Raw genomic sequence first — 17,697 nt, forward strand, 5'->3', positions numbered from 1 at the left:
TGTTAATCCTTCAACTCGCCTTCAGTGTGTCGAACTTCGATGATTTCTACATCAAATACTACATCTTGCCCAGCTAATGGGTGATTAAAGTCGACCGTTACAGATAAGGGCGATACTGCTCTTATAATACCAGGTAACTCACTACCGTCGGGTTGTGCAAATCCCATAATCATCCCTTCTTGTAAATCTGCATCAGCATCAAACTTGGTTCGGTCCAAATAGTAGATGTTGTCAGGGTTGGGCATTCCAAAAGCATCGACCGCAGCCAAACTAAACTCTTTTCGGTCACCGGCAGTCAAGCCACGCAAACAATCTTCAAAGTTTTTGGTCAAACTGCCATCACCCATTACCATTTTTGCGGGCTTATTATTCACGCGCGTACTGTCGGCTGCTGAGCCGTCTGATAATTTAAGGTCAAAATGTAGAATTACTTCACAATTATCGCCAATTTGAATTGATTCAACGCTCAAGTTCGTTTGCCTCATTATTTTTAAACATATCTATAATTAGCAGTGCAGCGCCGATAAAGATCGCACTGTCCGCAATATTAAATGCTGGCCAGTGATAGCTACCATAATAGAGGTCAATAAAATCAATTACATAGCCATAAGCAATTCGATCATAAACATTGCCTAGTGCTCCGCCTAGAATAAACGCAAACGCAACCGGGAGTAATACTTGTTTACGTTCTGTTTGCTTCAACCACCACAAAATCAAACCACTTACTACAAGCGCTACGATAGTTAAAAAGTAACGTTGCCAACCGCCGGCATCATATAAAAAGCTGAATGCTGCGCCGTAATTATGAACGTAGGTAAAATTGAAAAAAGAAGTCAATTGAATTCGCTCATAAAGATCCATAGACGCTACGATTGATTGCTTACTCCACTGGTCCAAAACAAAAGCAATTAACGAAATCCACAAAAAACGCCAGCCCGTTTGGGTAAATAATTTAAGCATAAGCGCGTTTTTCCCCTTCACCATCAACGTTTTCGATACAACGATAACACAATTCAGGATGGGTCTGGTCGGTGCCAACCTCAGCTTTGTGATGCCAGCAACGAGCGCACTTTTCGCCCTCAGCTTTACTGACTTCAACAAACAATCCTGTTAGCGCAGTCTCACTTGCTTCTGCGGATTTTTCGCTAAGAGGTAAAAGCTTGGCTTGCGATGTAATCAGAACAAAACGAAGCTCATCTTCTAATTTAGCTAACACATCGCTAAGCGTATCGTCCACGTAAAGTGTAACAGCCGCCTCAAGCGAACCACCGATTACCTTTTCGTTTCTGGCTTTTTCTAAGGCACTGTTAACTTCAGTTTTGATAGACATCACTTGCAACCAAAATGCGTCGTTGAATACCGTTTGCGCCTCACTTCGTTCATCATCGCTTGGTAAACCTTGATACCATTGGTCAGTGAATACGAATTCTTCTCGCTGACCCGGCATTGACTCCCACACCTCTTGCGCAGTAAAGCTCATGACAGGTGCCATCCAACGCACAAGTGCTTCAACAATGTGATACAAGGCGGTTTGGCACGAGCGACGGGCATGGCCGTCTGTTTTCGCGGTATATTGTCTATCTTTAATGATGTCCAGATAAAAACTTCCCATCTCTATAGAGCAGAACTGCATCAAGGTTTGGCAAACCACTAATGTGTCGTATTGATCGTATGAGTTAAGGATTTGCTCTTGAACTGATTTTGCTTTTAAAACTGCCCACTGATCAAGCGCAACCATTTCGTCAAAAGGCACAATATCTGTTTCTGGGTTAAAGCCGTTTAAGTTAGCCAGTAAGAATCTACAAGTGTTTCTAATGCGACGATAAGCATCTGCAGAGCGCTTTAATATCTCGTCTGAAACGGTCATTTCACCGCGATAATCAGTAGAACCAGCCCATAATCGAAGAATATCGGCACCCAATTTGTTTGTTACTTCTTGCGGGGCGACCACGTTTCCTAGTGACTTGGACATTTTTTTACCGTTGGCATCAACGGTGAATCCATGAGTCAGTACTTCTTTGTAGGGTGCATGCCCTTTAACTGCCGTTGACGACATCAACGATGACATGAACCACCCTCTATGTTGATCCGACCCTTCTAGGTACAGATCTGCGCTTGCTGGGATATCATCACGTTGATCGACCACAAAGTAATGAGTCACTCCTGAATCAAACCAAACGTCCAGTGTATCAGTGACTTTATCGTAATCTTGTGCATCATCAATCAAGTCACTCGCATCAATGTCCCACCACGCTTGGATGCCTTTACTCTCAACGGCTAGCGCCACTTTCTCTATGATCTCGTTAGTATTCGGGTGAAGCTCGCCAGTTTGCTTGTTAATAAACAAAGCGATAGGGACACCCCATGTGCGTTGTCTCGAAATACACCAATCTGGACGCCCTTCAACCATACTTTTGATGCGGCCTTCACCCCATGCTGGAATCCACTTGGTTTTTTCTATTTGCTGCAATGACTGTTTGCGCAAGCCGTTTTTATCCATACTGACAAACCATTGTGGTGTCGCTCTAAATATAATCGGCGTTTTATGACGCCAGCAGTGCGGATAGCTGTGGCTGTATTTTGTGTTAAGCGCAAGTGCATCTTTTTCTTTAAGCACTTCAATAATACTCTCATTGGCTTTGAACACATGTTGCCCAGCAAACAATGGCGTATTTTCTAAATAGACACCATTCGCGCCAACTGGATTGTATATCTCGATATCGTATTTTTTGCCCACATTGAAATCGTCCACACCGTGCGCTGGTGCAGTATGAACGCAGCCCGTTCCCGATTCAGTGGTGACGTGCTCACCTAATATTAGTGGCACTGTTAAGTCATTGATGGGGTGATGGGCAGTGAGTCTTTCTAATGCTTGCCCCTGACAACTTGCGACAACCTTAAAATCAGATATACCATAACGTTGCATCGATGCTTCGACTAAATCGGCTGCTAAGATATAGTGTTGCTTAGAGTTTTCTACACTGATTTCTACTAAGTTGTAAACTAACTCTGGGTGCAAACTGATTGCACGGTTAGCAGGAATTGTCCACGGTGTCGTTGTCCAAATAACCACACTGGTTTTCAGATTCGATAATATGTCGGCATCCACAGAAAAGGCTTTTGCATACATTTCTTTCTCAACGATTTCAAATTTGACATCAATCGCTGGGGATACTTTATCTTGATATTCAACTTCTGCTTCAGCGAGCGCCGATCCGCAATCTGTGCACCAATGAACGGGCTTGAATCCTTTTTCTAAATGTCCCGACTTAACGATACCACCTAACACTCGAATGATGTCGGCTTCCGATTTAAAGTCCATTGTTTTATAAGGCTTTTCCCACTCACCAAGCACACCTAAGCGGATGAAGTCTTTGCATTGGCCATCGATTTGACGTTGAGCATATGCACGACACTTTTCTCTAAATTCAGCAACAGACACTTTTTTACCTGGTTTACCGACTTTTTTCTCAACCATCAATTCGATTGGAAGACCGTGGCAATCCCAACCCGGAACATAGGGTGCGTCAAAATCAGACAGTGTTTTTGATTTAACGATTATGTCTTTTAAAATCTTATTAACTGCGTGCCCAATATGAATATCACCATTCGCGTATGGAGGACCATCATGCAAAATAAAAGGCTTATTGCCCGCTTTTGCCTCGCGAATTTGTTGGTAAAGTTTACGCGCTGTCCACTTCTTTAGCATTTGCGGCTCTCTGTTGGCCAGATTGCCACGCATAGGAAATGCCGTCTCTGGCAAGTTCAGCGTCGATTTGTAATCAGTCATATTGGCTTATACCTTAATAATGATGCTTTTATTTTTAATGTGTTAATTCTTTATTTTTCAATCAGGCAATTGCAAACTGAGCACGAGCCGCCTGAGCGTCTATTGTTATCTGTGATCGCAGCGCTTCGAAACTGTCAAATCTGCGTTCTTCGCGAATTTTACTGACAAAACTAACGTCAACCAGTTCACCATAGATGGTCTGCTTAAAGTCAAATATATGTACTTCTAACTGAGAGCGTTCACCCTTCACAGTTGGGCGAGTCCCAACATTTGCTACTCCTTTATAGCATTCCCCTTTAACCTTGACTTTCACCGCATAAACACCTTGCACAGGCGATCTACAGCGTTTCAGAAGGACATTTGCAGTAGGAAAACCAATTGTCCGCCCCTTTTTGTCTCCATGAACTACCCGCCCAGAAATCACAAAGGGCGTTCCGAGCATTCTTTCGGCCAAAGCGAAGTTGTTTTGCTCAAGCGCAGTACGGATCTCAGTTGAACTTATTCTGCATTCTAATAGCTTAAAGCTCTGGGTACTGACCACATCAAAGCGGAATCTGCTTGATTCACGTTGCAGTAACTCGAAGTTTCCTTGACGTTTGTGCCCAAACCTAAAATCATCACCCACTACAAGAAATTGCACACCGAGTTTTTTAACGAGTAAATCCTCTATAAATGCATTGGCTGACATTGAAGACAACTTTGGGTTGAAGTTTATAACTAATAATCGGTCAATACCTAAAGACGCGAATGCTTTGTACTTATCGCGCAGTCTTGAGAGTCTCGCTGGCGCATGCTCAGGCGTAAATACTTCTTCAGGTTGCGGCTCAAAAACCATCACTACAGATGGCAATTTAAGTTCTTTTGCTTTCTCAACTAAGCGGCTTAGTACGGCTTGATGACCTAAGTGGACACCATCAAACTTACCGATCGTCAAAACGCAGCCTTTATGCCTGTCTTGAATGTTATGTAAGCCTCTTACTAACTCCACTTAATTGCCTTTCAATTGCTGTTGAACCTGAAAAATTAATCGATCGGTGCTGAGCCTATCTTTAGGGAGCGAAATTATAAACGACCACATAGATAATACCAATGCCTAGAAAGCTGCATTTAGTAAAAGAATTAGGCTTGGTTTATGTTTTTAAAGTCTTTGAGACGCAAACCTAAGATAAGTAAGGATAAAATGTAAAGGAATAAGCCAAATACAATCATACATGAAAGGTCAATCAAGCGGCCAATCAGCTCAGTTTTCAACCAACTTTCATGTAAATTAAGCTCAATGGCATAAAATATGATACCACCACCCATAATTGTTGCGGACAATGTCACTTTTAGGACGAATATAAATGATGAGCGACTTATCTGATAAACACCCTGTTTGCGTAACTCGCGGTATAACAAAATAGCGTTTAGTGTTCCAGATAAGGCTGTCGCCATTGCGAGTCCAACATACCCAAACGGAACGGCTAAAATCAAATTAAAAACCATGTTTGCCACCATAGTAATGATGCCAAATTTAACGGGTGTTTTAGTATCTTGTCTTGAATAAAATGCAGGTGCAAATATCTTCACTAACATAAAGCTAAGTAAACCACTCGCATAGGCCATTAGGCTGTAAGAGGCCATGTATGCATCATTTATACTGAATTCACCACGCTGAAATATAACCATCAAAATAGGCCAAGCAATCAGTATTAATGCAATTGCCGCGGGAACACCTAAGGCGCAAATAACTCTGAACGCCCAATCGAGGTTTTTAGAAAACGCTTGAGGGTCTTTTGCAACATGGTTTCTTGATAGTGTTGGTAAGATTACCGTCGCAATTGCAATACCAAACAACCCTAAAGGGAACTCTAAAAGTCGATCAGAGTAATACAGCCAGCTAACTGAGCCAGTCATTAAGAAACTAGCGATGAGCACATCAAGCAATAAGTTTATTTGACTAACCGATACACCAAAGAGCGCTGGAATCATCAATGTGCGGACCTTCACCACATTTGGATCTCGCCATCCCCACTTAGGTTTAACTAATAAACCAGCTTTAAACAAAAATGGTAACTGAAACAGCAGTTGTACAGCACCGCCTAAAAAGACTCCCCAAGCCAATGCAAACGCAGGTTGTTGTAGATGTGGCGACAACAACCAGGCACAACCAATAATACAAACGTTGAGTAATACCGGCGTAAATGCGGCTACTGCAAATTTATTTAATGTATTTAATACCGCGCCTGCAAACCCAGCGAGCGAAATGAAAAATAAATAAGGGAAGGTGATTTTTAACATTTGAGAAGCCAATACATACTTCTCACCTTGAGGCTCGTCATTCAAGTATTCTAAAAACCACCCCGCACTAAATAGAGCAGCGACAACAGGCGAACCAATAACGCCTAACAATGCGGTGAAAAATACGATTACCCCCAAGGTGCCCGACACTCTTGCCACAAATTCGTGCAACTGCTTTTTATCGTTTTGTGCGTGAACTTCAGTAAGCACGGGTATAAAGGCCTGAGCAAATGCTCCTTCGGCAAATAAACGGCGTAAAAAGTTAGGAATTTTATTCGCTAGGAAAAACACATCGGCCGCGGCACCCGCTCCCATCATATTAGCAATGACCATGTCGCGGACGAGACCCAAGATACGAGACATAAAAGTCATCGCACTGACGATGAGGCCAGATTTCAATAATTTGGAAGACATTGATTAACGCTCTGTGAGAGTTAGCTAATCATGAAAAGCGGCTGTGTCCAACCGTTGAGAAAATTAGCTATCTGATATTTCTAATAATTTGATAGATAGTTTAACAAAATCTGAAGAAGTTAGAATACCTACAAGTTTTTCATTTGCATCCATAACGGGTAAGCAGCCGTATTTGTGTTCAATGAAAAAGCACGAAATTTCTTTTAAAGACTGATCAAGATATACCCGTTTAAAATCGGTCACTGCTAGCGACATGATAGGCGTTTTCATTTCTTGCTCGACCAATTTGTCAGCGCCGTGCTCTTGCATAATGCGAATGATGCTAGCAATCATTTCACGATGCGTCACTATGCCAACCAGTTCGTCGTTTTCCATAATGGGTAAGTATCGAATCCCCTTAGCATGCGTCAAATCATGCGCATTCTTTAACGTATGCCCAAACGTGAGTGTTAATGGGTTCGCCGTCATAATATCTTGGACTTTCAGCACCTAAGTCTCCTTTTAAAATTCACTTCTTACTCTCTTATATTTTATATCCGCATGCGTAAGAACATACTTAAGCGTTATTTGCGTCTATTTTTTAGTATTTATCACGTATAGCGATTGACAGCATCCGATAAAACTAGCATAATCCGCACCCTTAATTTTGAGATGAATTTATTTAGGAGTTACACCTTGGCTAACATTAAGTCTGCTAAGAAACGTGCAATTCAGGCTGAAAAGCGTCGCCAGCATAATGCAAGCCGTCGCTCCATGACTCGTACGTGCATTAAAAAAGTTATTGCTGCAATCTCTGCAGGTGATAAAGCTGCTGCTCAAACTGCGTTTGATGCTGCGGTACCCGTACTTGACCGTATGGCTACAAAAGGCTTGATCCACAAAAACAAAGCTGCACGTCATAAGAGCCGTTTAAACGCGCAAATCAACGCGCTTTAATGCTCTAACAGCTAGCACTGTTTCTAAGAAAAGCGCTTTAAGCGCTTTTTTTGTGCCTGTAAGTTAGCGCAACAGCTTCACCATTCCTTCAACAAATCGTCACGAATGTGTCATTTGCACTCTATATTCTAGCATTCCAAGCCTTGAGTCCTTCTATCTTAGTGAGCTTGGAGAAACAGTATGCCCTCACCTAAGCAATATAAAACCATTTGGTTATCAGATATCCACCTTGGGAACAAAGATTGTAAAGCCGAATTACTACTAGATTTTTTGAAATTACACCGTCCAGAAAAACTGTATTTAGTTGGCGATATCATTGATATGTGGCAGATGCATCGTCAATTTAGATGGCCAAAAGCGCACAACGAAGTGATGCATGCCATTTTCAAATTATCTAATGAAGGCACAGACGTGATTTACCTACCCGGAAATCACGACGAACCTCTGCAAAAATATTCAGGCATGGATTTTAGTGGTATCAGTGTGCTGAGAGAAACCATTCACACAGCCGAAGACGGTAAACGATATCTCGTCCTACATGGCGACCAGTTTGACGAAGAAGTCTGTTTAGGAAAGTTCGAAGCATGGATAGGAGACAAATTGTACGATTTGCTTCTATTCATAAACCGTTGGTACAACAAGCTTCAGCAATCTAGAAGAAAACACTATTTCTCGCTAGCAGGCTTTATCAAATCACATATTAATGGCGCTCAAAAAGCCATTGCGCGCTACCGCGTTGCGTGCACAAAAAGAGCAAAAGAGATGGGGCTTGACGGCGTCATATGTGGGCATATTCACCATCCAGAAATAACAAATGAAAACGGCACAACTTACATCAACGATGGTGATTGGATTGAAAACTGCTCAGCCGTTGCGGAAAACTCAGATGGTTCACTCGAAATCATATACTGGCAAAAACCTGCTTTAAGTGCCGTAGAATCAAACGCTGTCAATGAAATGGGCGACAGCCAAGCGGAGGCTGCTTAATGTTCACCGTTGATGAAGTACTTAATAAACACTATCCAAACATAGCTAATAAGCCCTTACTGTTTAAGCCCTTAAAATTTGTTTTACGCCGCTTACTTCATGAAAAAGACGTGATCGAATTCGGCGAACAATACGGCCACCTTTCAGGACTTGATTTTGTTGAACAAGTACTCGAATACTTTTCGATTTCATTTTCGGTAAGGGATATCGAAAAAGAGCGCATTCCAGCATCAGGCAAATGTGTGATTATTGCAAACCACCCAATTGGGTCTTTGGATGCGCTAGCCCTAATCAAGTTGATTATGGATGTAAGAGGTGACTTAAAGGTCGTCGCAAATGAGATGCTGATGGCACTTGAACCCATGCACGAGTTATTACTCCCCGTCAATAACATGCAAGGTAATACCCCTAAACAGAACCTGACAAATATCCATCAACATCTTAAAAATGAAGGAATCGTACTGATCTTTCCTGCAGGCGAAGTTTCTCGTCTTCGTCCTCAGGGGGTCAGGGACACAAAATGGCACAGTGGTTTTATTCGTATTGCCAAGCAAACAAAATCACCCATCTTACCTGTCTATATTGACGCTAAAAACTCGCCCATGTTTTACAGTGTTTCGATGCTGTTCAAACCGCTCGCCACTACCTTGTTGATTCAGGAGATGTTTAAGCAAAAGGAAAATGTCATTGGTCTTCGCATAGGTGAACTGATACCCAATGAGTCTTATTTGTCACTGAAACTTAACTACAATGAGCAAACACTTTTGTTCAAACGGCATATTTATAAGATAGCCGCAGATAAGCCTGGCTTGTTTGAAACGCAAAAGGCCATTGCCCTTGCCGAAGATCGCAGAACGTTGCTCAAAGAAATGAATTCGATGTGTGAGTTACTTGGCGAAACAAAAGACAACAAAAAGATCTACCTTTACAAGCATGAAACCAGCAGCGCAATCATGCGCGAAATTGGGCGCTTACGAGAAATATCATTTCGAGCGGTAGGCGAAGGAACCAATAAACGAAGAGATGTCGACAGCTACGACAGCCACTACTTTCACCTCATTTTGTGGGATGAAAAAGAGCTAGAAATCGCAGGTGCTTATCGGTTTGGGGACGCAAAAAAACTGTCCAACCCAGATCATCCCACGGGCCTATATTCAGGCACCTTATTTGACTACCAACTGCCTATGCAGCGGTATTTTGAAGAAGGCTTAGAACTAGGAAGAAGCTTTGTGCAGCCTAAATATTGGGGTAAACGCAGTTTGGACTATTTGTGGTTTGGTATTGGCGCTTTTTTAAAGCAGTACCCTCATTACCGTTATTTGTTTGGTCCGGTGAGCATACCCGGAACCTATCCGCAAACCGCAATATCACTGTTAGTCGATTTCTATGGTAAACATTTTCCTCATCACGAAACACTTGCTCGTCCAAAAACGCCTGTCTTAAAACCCAAAGATCCCTTAATGACGTTTGCAGGCGAACATTATGAAGATGAATTCTCGCAGTTAAAAGATGTATTGAGCCACATGAATATCAAAGTCCCGACACTTGTTAAGCAATATAGTGAAGTTTGCGAACCTGATGGGGTTTCGTATATTGCTTTTAATCGCGATCCTGACTTCAACGATTGTGTCGATGGACTCGTTATGATCGATTTGAATAAGTTGACTAAAAAGAAACGGAAACGCTATTTGAGCTAAAGACTCGGGCATGTTGACTTTGAATACAAAATAGGAAAAATTTGTACTTATCACCAACATCATACGTATACTTCATTGGTGTGGAATGATTCGGTAGATGGAGCCCAATAATGTTTAAATTTTTGTTCTTAATTCCTTTAGTACTAATGCTTTTATGGACAGCTTATTTAAAACAAAACAACTATAGCCTTGCCCAAGGTAAACAAGGGTTTATGTATATTGGGGTGATCTCAGGGACTATTTTGCTTGGATTTGGCTTGCTTATGTTTTTGTTGCAATAGATTTTGTTTGAGGTTTATCGACAGTGGTTATACTTAACAGTGCTGTGTTCCAAGGAGCTAGGAGTATGCACCAAGATGACGATTTTTCGTGGCGAACAATCATATTTTTGTAATCAACGATTTTCAAAATGAGTCAATACATATAAAAAAGGGGCGATTATTAAATGATCGCCCCTTTCAGTTTTTATGAAGTGTATTTAACTAATGCTTACTGCGTAATCACAATTTCAGCTTCTGCTTTTAAGGCTTCTACAAAGCTTTCAAATACTCTGCGACTGTTGCTTGCAGCAAAACTAGTTTGCGAAGCTTTGATGTCTTCTTCTGTTATTTCTGCTGGCTGATTAACACCGTCTAATTTAACTAGTGCGACGTTCGCATTTGCTTGTGTCACTACATCAGAGTTATTTTCCTTTTCGGTAGACAAGGCAAATAATGCTTTGGTCACTTCAGGGTCTAGGCTAGAAGCATTGCGCGAGACTGCGCTTGTTGCCAGCCATTGAATTCCTTGCTCATCGAGTTTACCTTGAATATCGTTACCCGCGTGTAAGTCAGACTCAAGTTCTTGTGCGAATGCAATTGCAAGCTCTTGGGCTTTATCCTGTGTAAGTTGAGCTTCGATGCCGGCTCTAACTTCGTCAAGCTGAAGTGTTCTTTGTGGCTTGTGGTCAGCTACGCGAATCACCATCACTTTTTCGTTGTTGATTTCAATTAGATCACTATTAACGCCTTCGTCAACCAATTCAGACGTAAAGGCAATCCCTTCAATTTGAGGATAGCTGACGGCTGCTGGTAGACGACCACGTTCAAAAAATGCCGTTTCAAAGACAGTGCCTTCAAAAACATTTGCGACTTCGTCAAGGCTATCAGGCACCTCAAATGCCAAGGCTGCCATTTGCTCTTGATACTCGAAGAACTTATCAAGCGCTTTTTCTTTAAGAAGCGTATCAGTGATGTCTTGAGAAACCTCTTCAAATGCAGTCACGACCGAAGGGGTTAAATCAGTCAATTTGATAATATGAAAACCGAATTCAGTTCTCACTACTTCAGAGATAGCGCCTACTTCAGGTAAGGCAAACGCGGCTTCTTCAAATGACGGCTCCATCATACCGATCGTGATAAAGTCTAAGTCACCACCCGATTCAGCGCTGACGATATCTGCTGATTTTTCGGCCGCAATTGCCGTAAAATCAGCACCCTCAGCCATCACTTCGTCTCTAATTGATTGAGCTTGAGCAAGTGCTAGTTCTTCATCATCGTTGAATTCAATAAGAATATGAGAAACACGACGTTCTTCTTCTGTTTGATAGCGAGCTTTGTTTTCTTCATAGAACGCACGCGCTTCATCTTCAGTCACTGACTCATTTTTCATTAGTTCGCTAACTTCAAGATTCACATAAGCGAGTTTTACCTGCTCTTGAGTCTCAAAACGCATAATGTTTGCGTCGTAATAAGCTTGAATCTCTTCTTCTGTGAGTTCTACTTGTGGTTTGAAGCTATCAACACTGATTTCAAGTACTGATGCATCACGCGTCTGTTGTTGAAGCGTTAACAACCTTGATACTTCATTTTTGAGTGAAAATGACGAGCCTGAGATAGCTTGATTTAGTTGTTGTGCAGTCATTTGATTGCGCATTAAATCTCTAAAATCAGTAGCTTGAAAGCCTGCTTGGCGCAAACGAGCCAGATACGTGTCGTTATCGAATTGACCTAACAACTGAAACTCAGGCATTTCGACAATCGTTTGCTTGATTTCTTCATCACCTACTCGCAAACCTAACTCATATGCTTTTTGTTGTACCAAGCGCTCGTTAATAAGTCTTTGAAGGATGTTGCTGCGAAACTCTGTAAGCGTTTCTGGGTTGGCAAACATGGCAGAGACAGCTTCGCCAAACTGGGCTTCCATTCTAGAACGCTCGTTTTGATATGCTGTTTCTAGTGATTGCGCAGTGATCTCTTCTCCATTGACGGTGGCAACTGCACCGCTTGTTGAGCCGCCTAAATACGAACCAACACCCGTGAATACAAAGCTCAATACAATCAAGCCAACAATGGCGACTGCCCATGGTCCTTGAGCGCCTTCTCTAATTTTTTCTAACATAAGTTACAACAACCTTGTAAAACTTTGGAGGGTAACGGCTAGCTTCGCCGTTCTGCTAATTTTTCTGGGAGCAGATTATACAGTTTTGAAACAAAAAAGGCGATGCAAAAGCATCGCCCTTTAACAATTAATGTCGCTTTAGTTACAAGCGTCTTTAAGTGCTTTACCAGCTTTAAACGAAGGTACTTTAGCAGCAGCAATCTGGATAGTTTCACCAGTTTGCGGGTTACGGCCGCTACGAGCTGAACGCTCACGAACTGAGAATGTACCAAAACCGACAAGTGCAACTTGGTCGCCATCTTTTAATGCAGAAGTAACTGCATCAGTAAAAGCGTCAAGTGCGCGGCCAGCAGCAGCTTTAGAAATGTCTGCACTAGCAGCAATGTTATCGATTAATTGAGACTTGTTCACAATATGATCCCCTTAGTGTTTTGTTATTATATTGCGTATATTTTGCAAAATTTTTGTAGTCGAAAAGTTATAACAAGCTTGAAGAATAACTTCAAGATCTGATTAACAATTTTTTAACCTTTAAGTAAATCGCTTGCTATCCCTTTTGTGACAAGGCTTAAGCGAGTACAGTAGTTAAGGTAGCATAATTGGGAAAGTTGTGAAGTCCTAAAATTTAAAAAACTGCAAAAAATTACATTAAAAACGCGTTTTGTATGAATTTTAAGCAGTTTTTTTTGACATTTCATCTTTCCAAACGATTCGTAAGTTATTACGAAGCAACGGCTTGAAAAGATTCAACCGGCTGTTCAAGCGCGATTTCGAGGACTTGATCTATCCATTGAACCGGATGAATAGACAAATCACCGATGACATTCTTTGGTATTTCCTCTAGATCGCGCTCGTTATCCTTAGGAATAACAACCGTTTTAATTCCCCCGCGATGAGCTGCTAGTAACTTTTCTTTTAAGCCGCCAATGGCAAGGACTTCCCCTCGCAAGGTTATTTCTCCTGTCATCGCAACATCACATTTTACCGGATTACCTGTTAATGAAGACACAAGTGCAGTGCACATTCCAATACCCGCACTTGGGCCATCCTTCGGAGTAGCTCCCTCAGGGACGTGAACGTGAATATCGCGTTTCTCATGAAAATCATCATTTATTCGTAACTTGTCAGCTCTCGATCTGACAACGGTCATGGCTGTTTTAATTGACTCTTGCATCACATCGCCTAGTGAACCGGTAAAGGTTGTTTTTCCTTTTCCTGGCACTGACGTTGTTTCGATAGTCAACAAGTCACCGCCAACCTGCGTCCACGCTAGCCCCGTTACTTGGCCAATTTGATTGTTGCTGTCCGCTTTGCCATAGTCGAATCGCTGTACGCCCAAGTAATCGCTCAAATTTTCTTGATTTACGACGACGGTATCAGCGCCTTTATTCAACAAAATATGCTTAACTGCCTTACGGCAAATTTTTGAAATTTCACGCTCAAGACTCCTTACCCCCGCCTCGCGCGTGTAATACCGAATGATACCAATGATCGCTGAATCCTCTATCAGTAGTTCTTTGTCTTTTAAACCATTTCGACTAATTTGCTTACTGATTAAATGTCGAGTCGCTATGTTCAGTTTTTCGTCTTCTGTATAACCTGATAAACGGATTACTTCCATTCTATCTAAAAGAGGGCCCGGAATATCCATACTATTAGAAGTCGCCACGAACATAACGTCAGATAAGTCGTAATCAACCTCTAAATAATGGTCACTGAAACTTGAATTTTGCTCAGGGTCTAATACTTCTAAAAGGGCTGATGATGGATCTCCACGCATATCTGATGACATTTTGTCGATTTCATCGAGCAAAAATAGAGGGTTCTTTACACCTACTTTTGACATTTTCTGAATGAGCTTGCCAGGCAAAGAACCGATGTATGTGCGTCTATGGCCCCGAATCTCGGCTTCGTCTCTCACACCACCTAATGCCATACGAACATACTTGCGACCTGTCGCTTTAGCGATAGATTGCCCAAGTGAAGTTTTACCAACCCCAGGTGGACCAACTAAACATAAAATAGGGCCTTTAAGCTTTTTCACTCTTTGTTGAACTGCAAGGTATTCGACTATACGTTCTTTCACTTTCTCAAGCCCGTAATGGTCGTTATCCAATACTGCTTCAGCTTTACCTAAGTCTCTCTTGACCGCACTTCGCTTGTGCCAAGGCACGTTAGTCAGCCAATCAATATAACTGCGAACCACCGTTGCCTCAGCAGACATTGGTGACATCATTTTTAGCTTTTGAAGCTCAGCTTTTGCTTTATCTTGAGCTTCCTCAGGCATTTTTGCCTCTTCAATTTTTTTACTAAGCGCTTCAAACTCGTCAGGTGTATTTTCGTCCAACTCGCCAAGCTCTTTTTGAATGGCCTTCATTTGCTCATTCAAGTAGTACTCACGCTGACTTTTTTCCATTTGCTTTTTGACGCGGGTGCGAATTTTCTTTTCGACTTGTAGCAAATCAATTTCGCCTTCCATCAACGCCATCAAATATTCAAGCCGCTCTATTACCGAGTTCATCTCAAGAACTTTCTGCTTTTCAACGAGTTTCAACTGCATATGCGCAGCCATGGTATCCGCCAACCTAGCGGCATCCTCGATGCCATTGAGCGACGTAAGCACTTCTGGCGGAATCTTTTTATTTAGTTTAACGTAACCTTCAAATTGCGATACAGCAGAGCGAATGAGTACCTCTTGTTCTGTTTCGTCTATTTGTTCAACATCTAGTACAGCAATATTACCCGTAAAAAAAGGTTCTTCACTCAGGTACTCTGTGATTTCACCTCGAACATTTCCTTCTACAAGCACCTTAACGGTGCCGTCAGGCAATTTAAGTAACTGAAGTATCGTGGCGACTGTACCGACACTAAAAATATCATTTTGCGCTGGCTCATCGATGCCAGCATCTTTTTGGGCGACTAAAAATATTTGTTTGTCGTTTTCCATTGCCGATTCTAAACACTGAATCGATTTTTCGCGTCCAACAAAAAGGGGGATTACCATATGCGGATAGACGACGACATCGCGCAAGGCCAATACTGGCATGGTTCTGAGATTTGTTTGCTCAGTGGTCATAATTCTCTCTTGTCACTACTGTATGGTGTTGTATATGGGGATGGGCTGTCAAAGTTCAAATCATAATTACAATAAGTTTGAATCTTTTGTAAATCTGAAAATGATAAAAAAAGGCCTATACAGGCCTTTTTTTATTCTGAAGCTGCTTTCTTTTCGTTGCTGTTATCAAATATTAGTAAAGGCTTTGATTCACCTTTTATCACGGTTTCGTCGATTACCACCTTACTTACATCAGGTGAAGACGGCAACTCGTACATCGTATCCAATAGCACAGCTTCGACAATTGAACGCAAACCACGCGCACCTGTTTTGCGACTCATGGCCTTTGCGGCAATCGCATGTAGGGCATCATCTCTAAATTCCAACTCAGTTTCTTCTAAGGCAAACAATGCGCCATACTGCTTAGTAATGGCATTTTTTGGTTCAGTAAGTATTTGAATCAATGCCTCTTCATTTAGCTCTTCTAGGCTTGTCACAACAGGAAGACGCCCTATAAATTCTGGTATCAAGCCGTACTTAACCAAGTCTTCTGGTTCGACTTCTTTGAATAATTCACCAACGGCCTTAGCATCTGACTTCACTTTGACGTCTGCACCAAAACCTATTCCAGTATTTTTAGCTGCGCGTTGCTCAATCACCTTGTCTAAGCCTGCAAACGCTCCACCACAGATGAACAGTATCTTGGATGTATCAACTTGCAAAAACTCTTGTTGAGGATGCTTTCTGCCCCCTTGAGGTGGTACAGAAGCAATAGTACCTTCGATTAGTTTGAGTAATGCTTGCTGAACGCCTTCACCAGATACATCACGCGTAATTGATGGGTTGTCTGATTTACGCGAAATTTTATCTATTTCATCAATATAAACAATGCCGCGTTGCGCTTTTTCGGGATCGTAATCGCACTTCTGTAATAGTTTTTGAATGATATTTTCTACATCTTCACCCACATAACCCGCTTCGGTTAACGTGGTTGCATCTGCCATTGTAAAAGGAACATCAAGCAAACGTGCCAAGGTTTCGGCTAACAGTGTTTTACCACTCCCTGTTGGACCAATTAGCAAAATATTGCTTTTACCCAACTCTACGCCTTCATGAACATCGTTATTTCTCAAACGCTTATAGTGATTATATACAGCGACCGCTAGCACTTTTTTAGCGTGTTCTTGACCGATCACGTAATCGTCTAGGTGAGCATGAATCTCAGCCGGTGTTGGCAAAGCATCAGATTTTTGCTTAGGAGATATTTCCTTTATTTCTTCGCGTATAATATCGTTGCATAACTCGACGCATTCATCACAAATAAAAACGCTTGGTCCCGCGATTAGCTTTCTGACTTCGTGCTGACTTTTGCCACAAAACGAGCAGTACAATAATTTATTGTCGCCATCTTTATCATGGTCATCACTCATATAAATGCCTTTTATTACTTATCTAAAACTTGGGCGGACTGTTAAATACTACTCAAATACCGCCACTCACATACTGCTAGAGACTACTTGGCGTCTGGTCTAGTCGTCATTACACTGTCTATCAAGCCATAATCTGCGGCTTCCTGCGCACTTAAGAAGTTATCACGATCTGTATCTTGTGCAACCTTTTCATACTCTTGTCCAGTATGCTCAGCCATTAGTCTATTTAATTTCTCTTTAATAGACAGGATTTCTTTAGCATGAATTTCAAAGTCTGACGCTTGCCCTTGAAAACCACCTAAGGGCTGATGAATCATGACTCTAGAATTTGGTAAACAATAACGTTTTCCCTTAGCCCCCGCGGATAATAAGAACGCGCCCATACTCGCTGCCTGGCCAATACACACAGTGCTCACGTCAGGCTTAATGAAATTCATGGTATCGTAAATTGACATGCCGGCTGTGACTGAGCCGCCCGGAGAATTAATGTAAAGAAAAATGTCTTTTTCTGGATTTTCAGCTTCTAAAAATAACATCTGAGCGACGATAAGATTAGCCATGTGGTCTTCAACCTGACCCACAAGAAATATTACGTTCTCTTTTAATAAACGCGAATAAATATCAAATGAGCGTTCGCCACGAGCGGTTTGCTCAATAACCATTGGCACAAGTGCGTTCGATGGATCCATCATATTATTTGTCATAGTTTTTTATAATAGCCTTGATAAA

14 protein-coding genes are annotated in these 17,697 nt (G+C 41.8%); 3 read left to right on the plus strand and 11 right to left on the minus strand.

The window, feature by feature from the left end:
• Positions 1–2: 2 nt before the first annotated feature.
• The 6 genes from fkpB to KUL10_RS10055 all read right to left on the minus strand — a co-directional run bounded on the left by fkpB (position 3) and on the right by KUL10_RS10055 (position 6,973).
• On the minus strand, positions 3–470 hold the full coding sequence (gene fkpB / locus KUL10_RS10030; RefSeq protein ID WP_233499778.1) for an FKBP-type peptidyl-prolyl cis-trans isomerase: 468 nt from the start codon (positions 468–470) through the stop codon (positions 3–5).
• Complete coding sequence (gene lspA, locus KUL10_RS10035; protein ID WP_110428802.1) at positions 460–960, minus strand: signal peptidase II; 501 nt, start codon at positions 958–960, stop codon at positions 460–462. Before lspA ends, fkpB begins: the two co-directional genes overlap by 11 nt.
• Entirely contained in the window at positions 953–3,790 is a 2,838-nt protein-coding gene (gene ileS / locus KUL10_RS10040; protein ID WP_110428803.1) for an isoleucine--tRNA ligase, read from the minus strand. Before ileS ends, lspA begins: the two co-directional genes overlap by 8 nt.
• Positions 3,791–3,851: 61 nt before the next feature.
• The gene (gene ribF, locus KUL10_RS10045; RefSeq protein ID WP_110428804.1) at positions 3,852–4,778 is read right to left on the minus strand and encodes a bifunctional riboflavin kinase/FAD synthetase; all 927 of its coding nucleotides are present in this window, start codon (positions 4,776–4,778) and stop codon (positions 3,852–3,854) included.
• A 131-nt stretch (positions 4,779–4,909) separates the two neighbouring features.
• Positions 4,910–6,484 carry a murein biosynthesis integral membrane protein MurJ gene (gene murJ / locus KUL10_RS10050; RefSeq protein WP_110428805.1) on the minus strand — a complete coding sequence of 525 codons (1,575 nt, stop codon included), beginning with the start codon at positions 6,482–6,484 and terminating at the stop codon, positions 4,910–4,912.
• A gap of 63 nt (positions 6,485–6,547) precedes the next feature.
• Positions 6,548–6,973 carry a CBS domain-containing protein gene (locus KUL10_RS10055; protein ID WP_110428806.1) on the minus strand — a complete coding sequence of 142 codons (426 nt, stop codon included), beginning with the start codon at positions 6,971–6,973 and terminating at the stop codon, positions 6,548–6,550.
• 186 nt (positions 6,974–7,159) lie between these two features.
• On the opposite strand from KUL10_RS10055, the gene rpsT reads away from it, so the two are divergent.
• The 3 genes from rpsT (at position 7,160) to KUL10_RS10070 (ending at position 10,104) form a co-directional block, all read left to right on the plus strand.
• Positions 7,160–7,420, plus strand: coding sequence for a 30S ribosomal protein S20 (rpsT, locus tag KUL10_RS10060; RefSeq protein ID WP_110428807.1), 261 nt, complete (start codon positions 7,160–7,162; stop codon positions 7,418–7,420).
• 180 nt (positions 7,421–7,600) lie between these two features.
• A complete protein-coding gene (locus KUL10_RS10065) occupies positions 7,601–8,407 on the plus strand; it encodes a UDP-2,3-diacylglucosamine diphosphatase (RefSeq protein ID WP_110428808.1) in 807 nt (268 codons plus the stop codon).
• Positions 8,407–10,104 carry a lysophospholipid acyltransferase family protein gene (locus KUL10_RS10070; RefSeq protein WP_110428809.1) on the plus strand — a complete coding sequence of 566 codons (1,698 nt, stop codon included), beginning with the start codon at positions 8,407–8,409 and terminating at the stop codon, positions 10,102–10,104. The genes KUL10_RS10065 and KUL10_RS10070 overlap by 1 nt, the downstream gene beginning before the upstream one ends.
• Positions 10,105–10,593: 489 nt before the next feature.
• Here the strand turns inward: KUL10_RS10070 and KUL10_RS10075 are convergent, their stop codons facing one another.
• The 5 genes from KUL10_RS10075 to clpP all read right to left on the minus strand — a co-directional run bounded on the left by KUL10_RS10075 (position 10,594) and on the right by clpP (position 17,672).
• The gene (locus tag KUL10_RS10075; RefSeq protein ID WP_110428810.1) at positions 10,594–12,483 is read right to left on the minus strand and encodes a SurA N-terminal domain-containing protein; all 1,890 of its coding nucleotides are present in this window, start codon (positions 12,481–12,483) and stop codon (positions 10,594–10,596) included.
• Between the two features lie 138 nt (positions 12,484–12,621).
• Entirely contained in the window at positions 12,622–12,894 is a 273-nt protein-coding gene (gene hupB / locus KUL10_RS10080; protein WP_110428811.1) for a nucleoid-associated protein HU-beta, read from the minus strand.
• 310 nt (positions 12,895–13,204) lie between these two features.
• Complete coding sequence (gene lon / locus KUL10_RS10085; protein WP_110428812.1) at positions 13,205–15,559, minus strand: endopeptidase La; 2,355 nt, start codon at positions 15,557–15,559, stop codon at positions 13,205–13,207.
• Between the two features lie 131 nt (positions 15,560–15,690).
• Positions 15,691–16,968 carry an ATP-dependent protease ATP-binding subunit ClpX gene (gene clpX, locus KUL10_RS10090; protein ID WP_110428813.1) on the minus strand — a complete coding sequence of 426 codons (1,278 nt, stop codon included), beginning with the start codon at positions 16,966–16,968 and terminating at the stop codon, positions 15,691–15,693.
• Positions 16,969–17,051: 83 nt separating this feature from the next.
• Positions 17,052–17,672: an ATP-dependent Clp endopeptidase proteolytic subunit ClpP gene (gene clpP / locus KUL10_RS10095; RefSeq protein ID WP_110428814.1), complete on the minus strand. Its 621-nt coding sequence runs from the start codon at positions 17,670–17,672 to the stop codon at positions 17,052–17,054.
• Positions 17,673–17,697 lie beyond the last annotated feature (25 nt).

The organism is Glaciecola sp. KUL10 (genome assembly GCF_003203515.1).
Classification (GTDB): domain Bacteria; phylum Pseudomonadota; class Gammaproteobacteria; order Enterobacterales; family Alteromonadaceae; genus Glaciecola.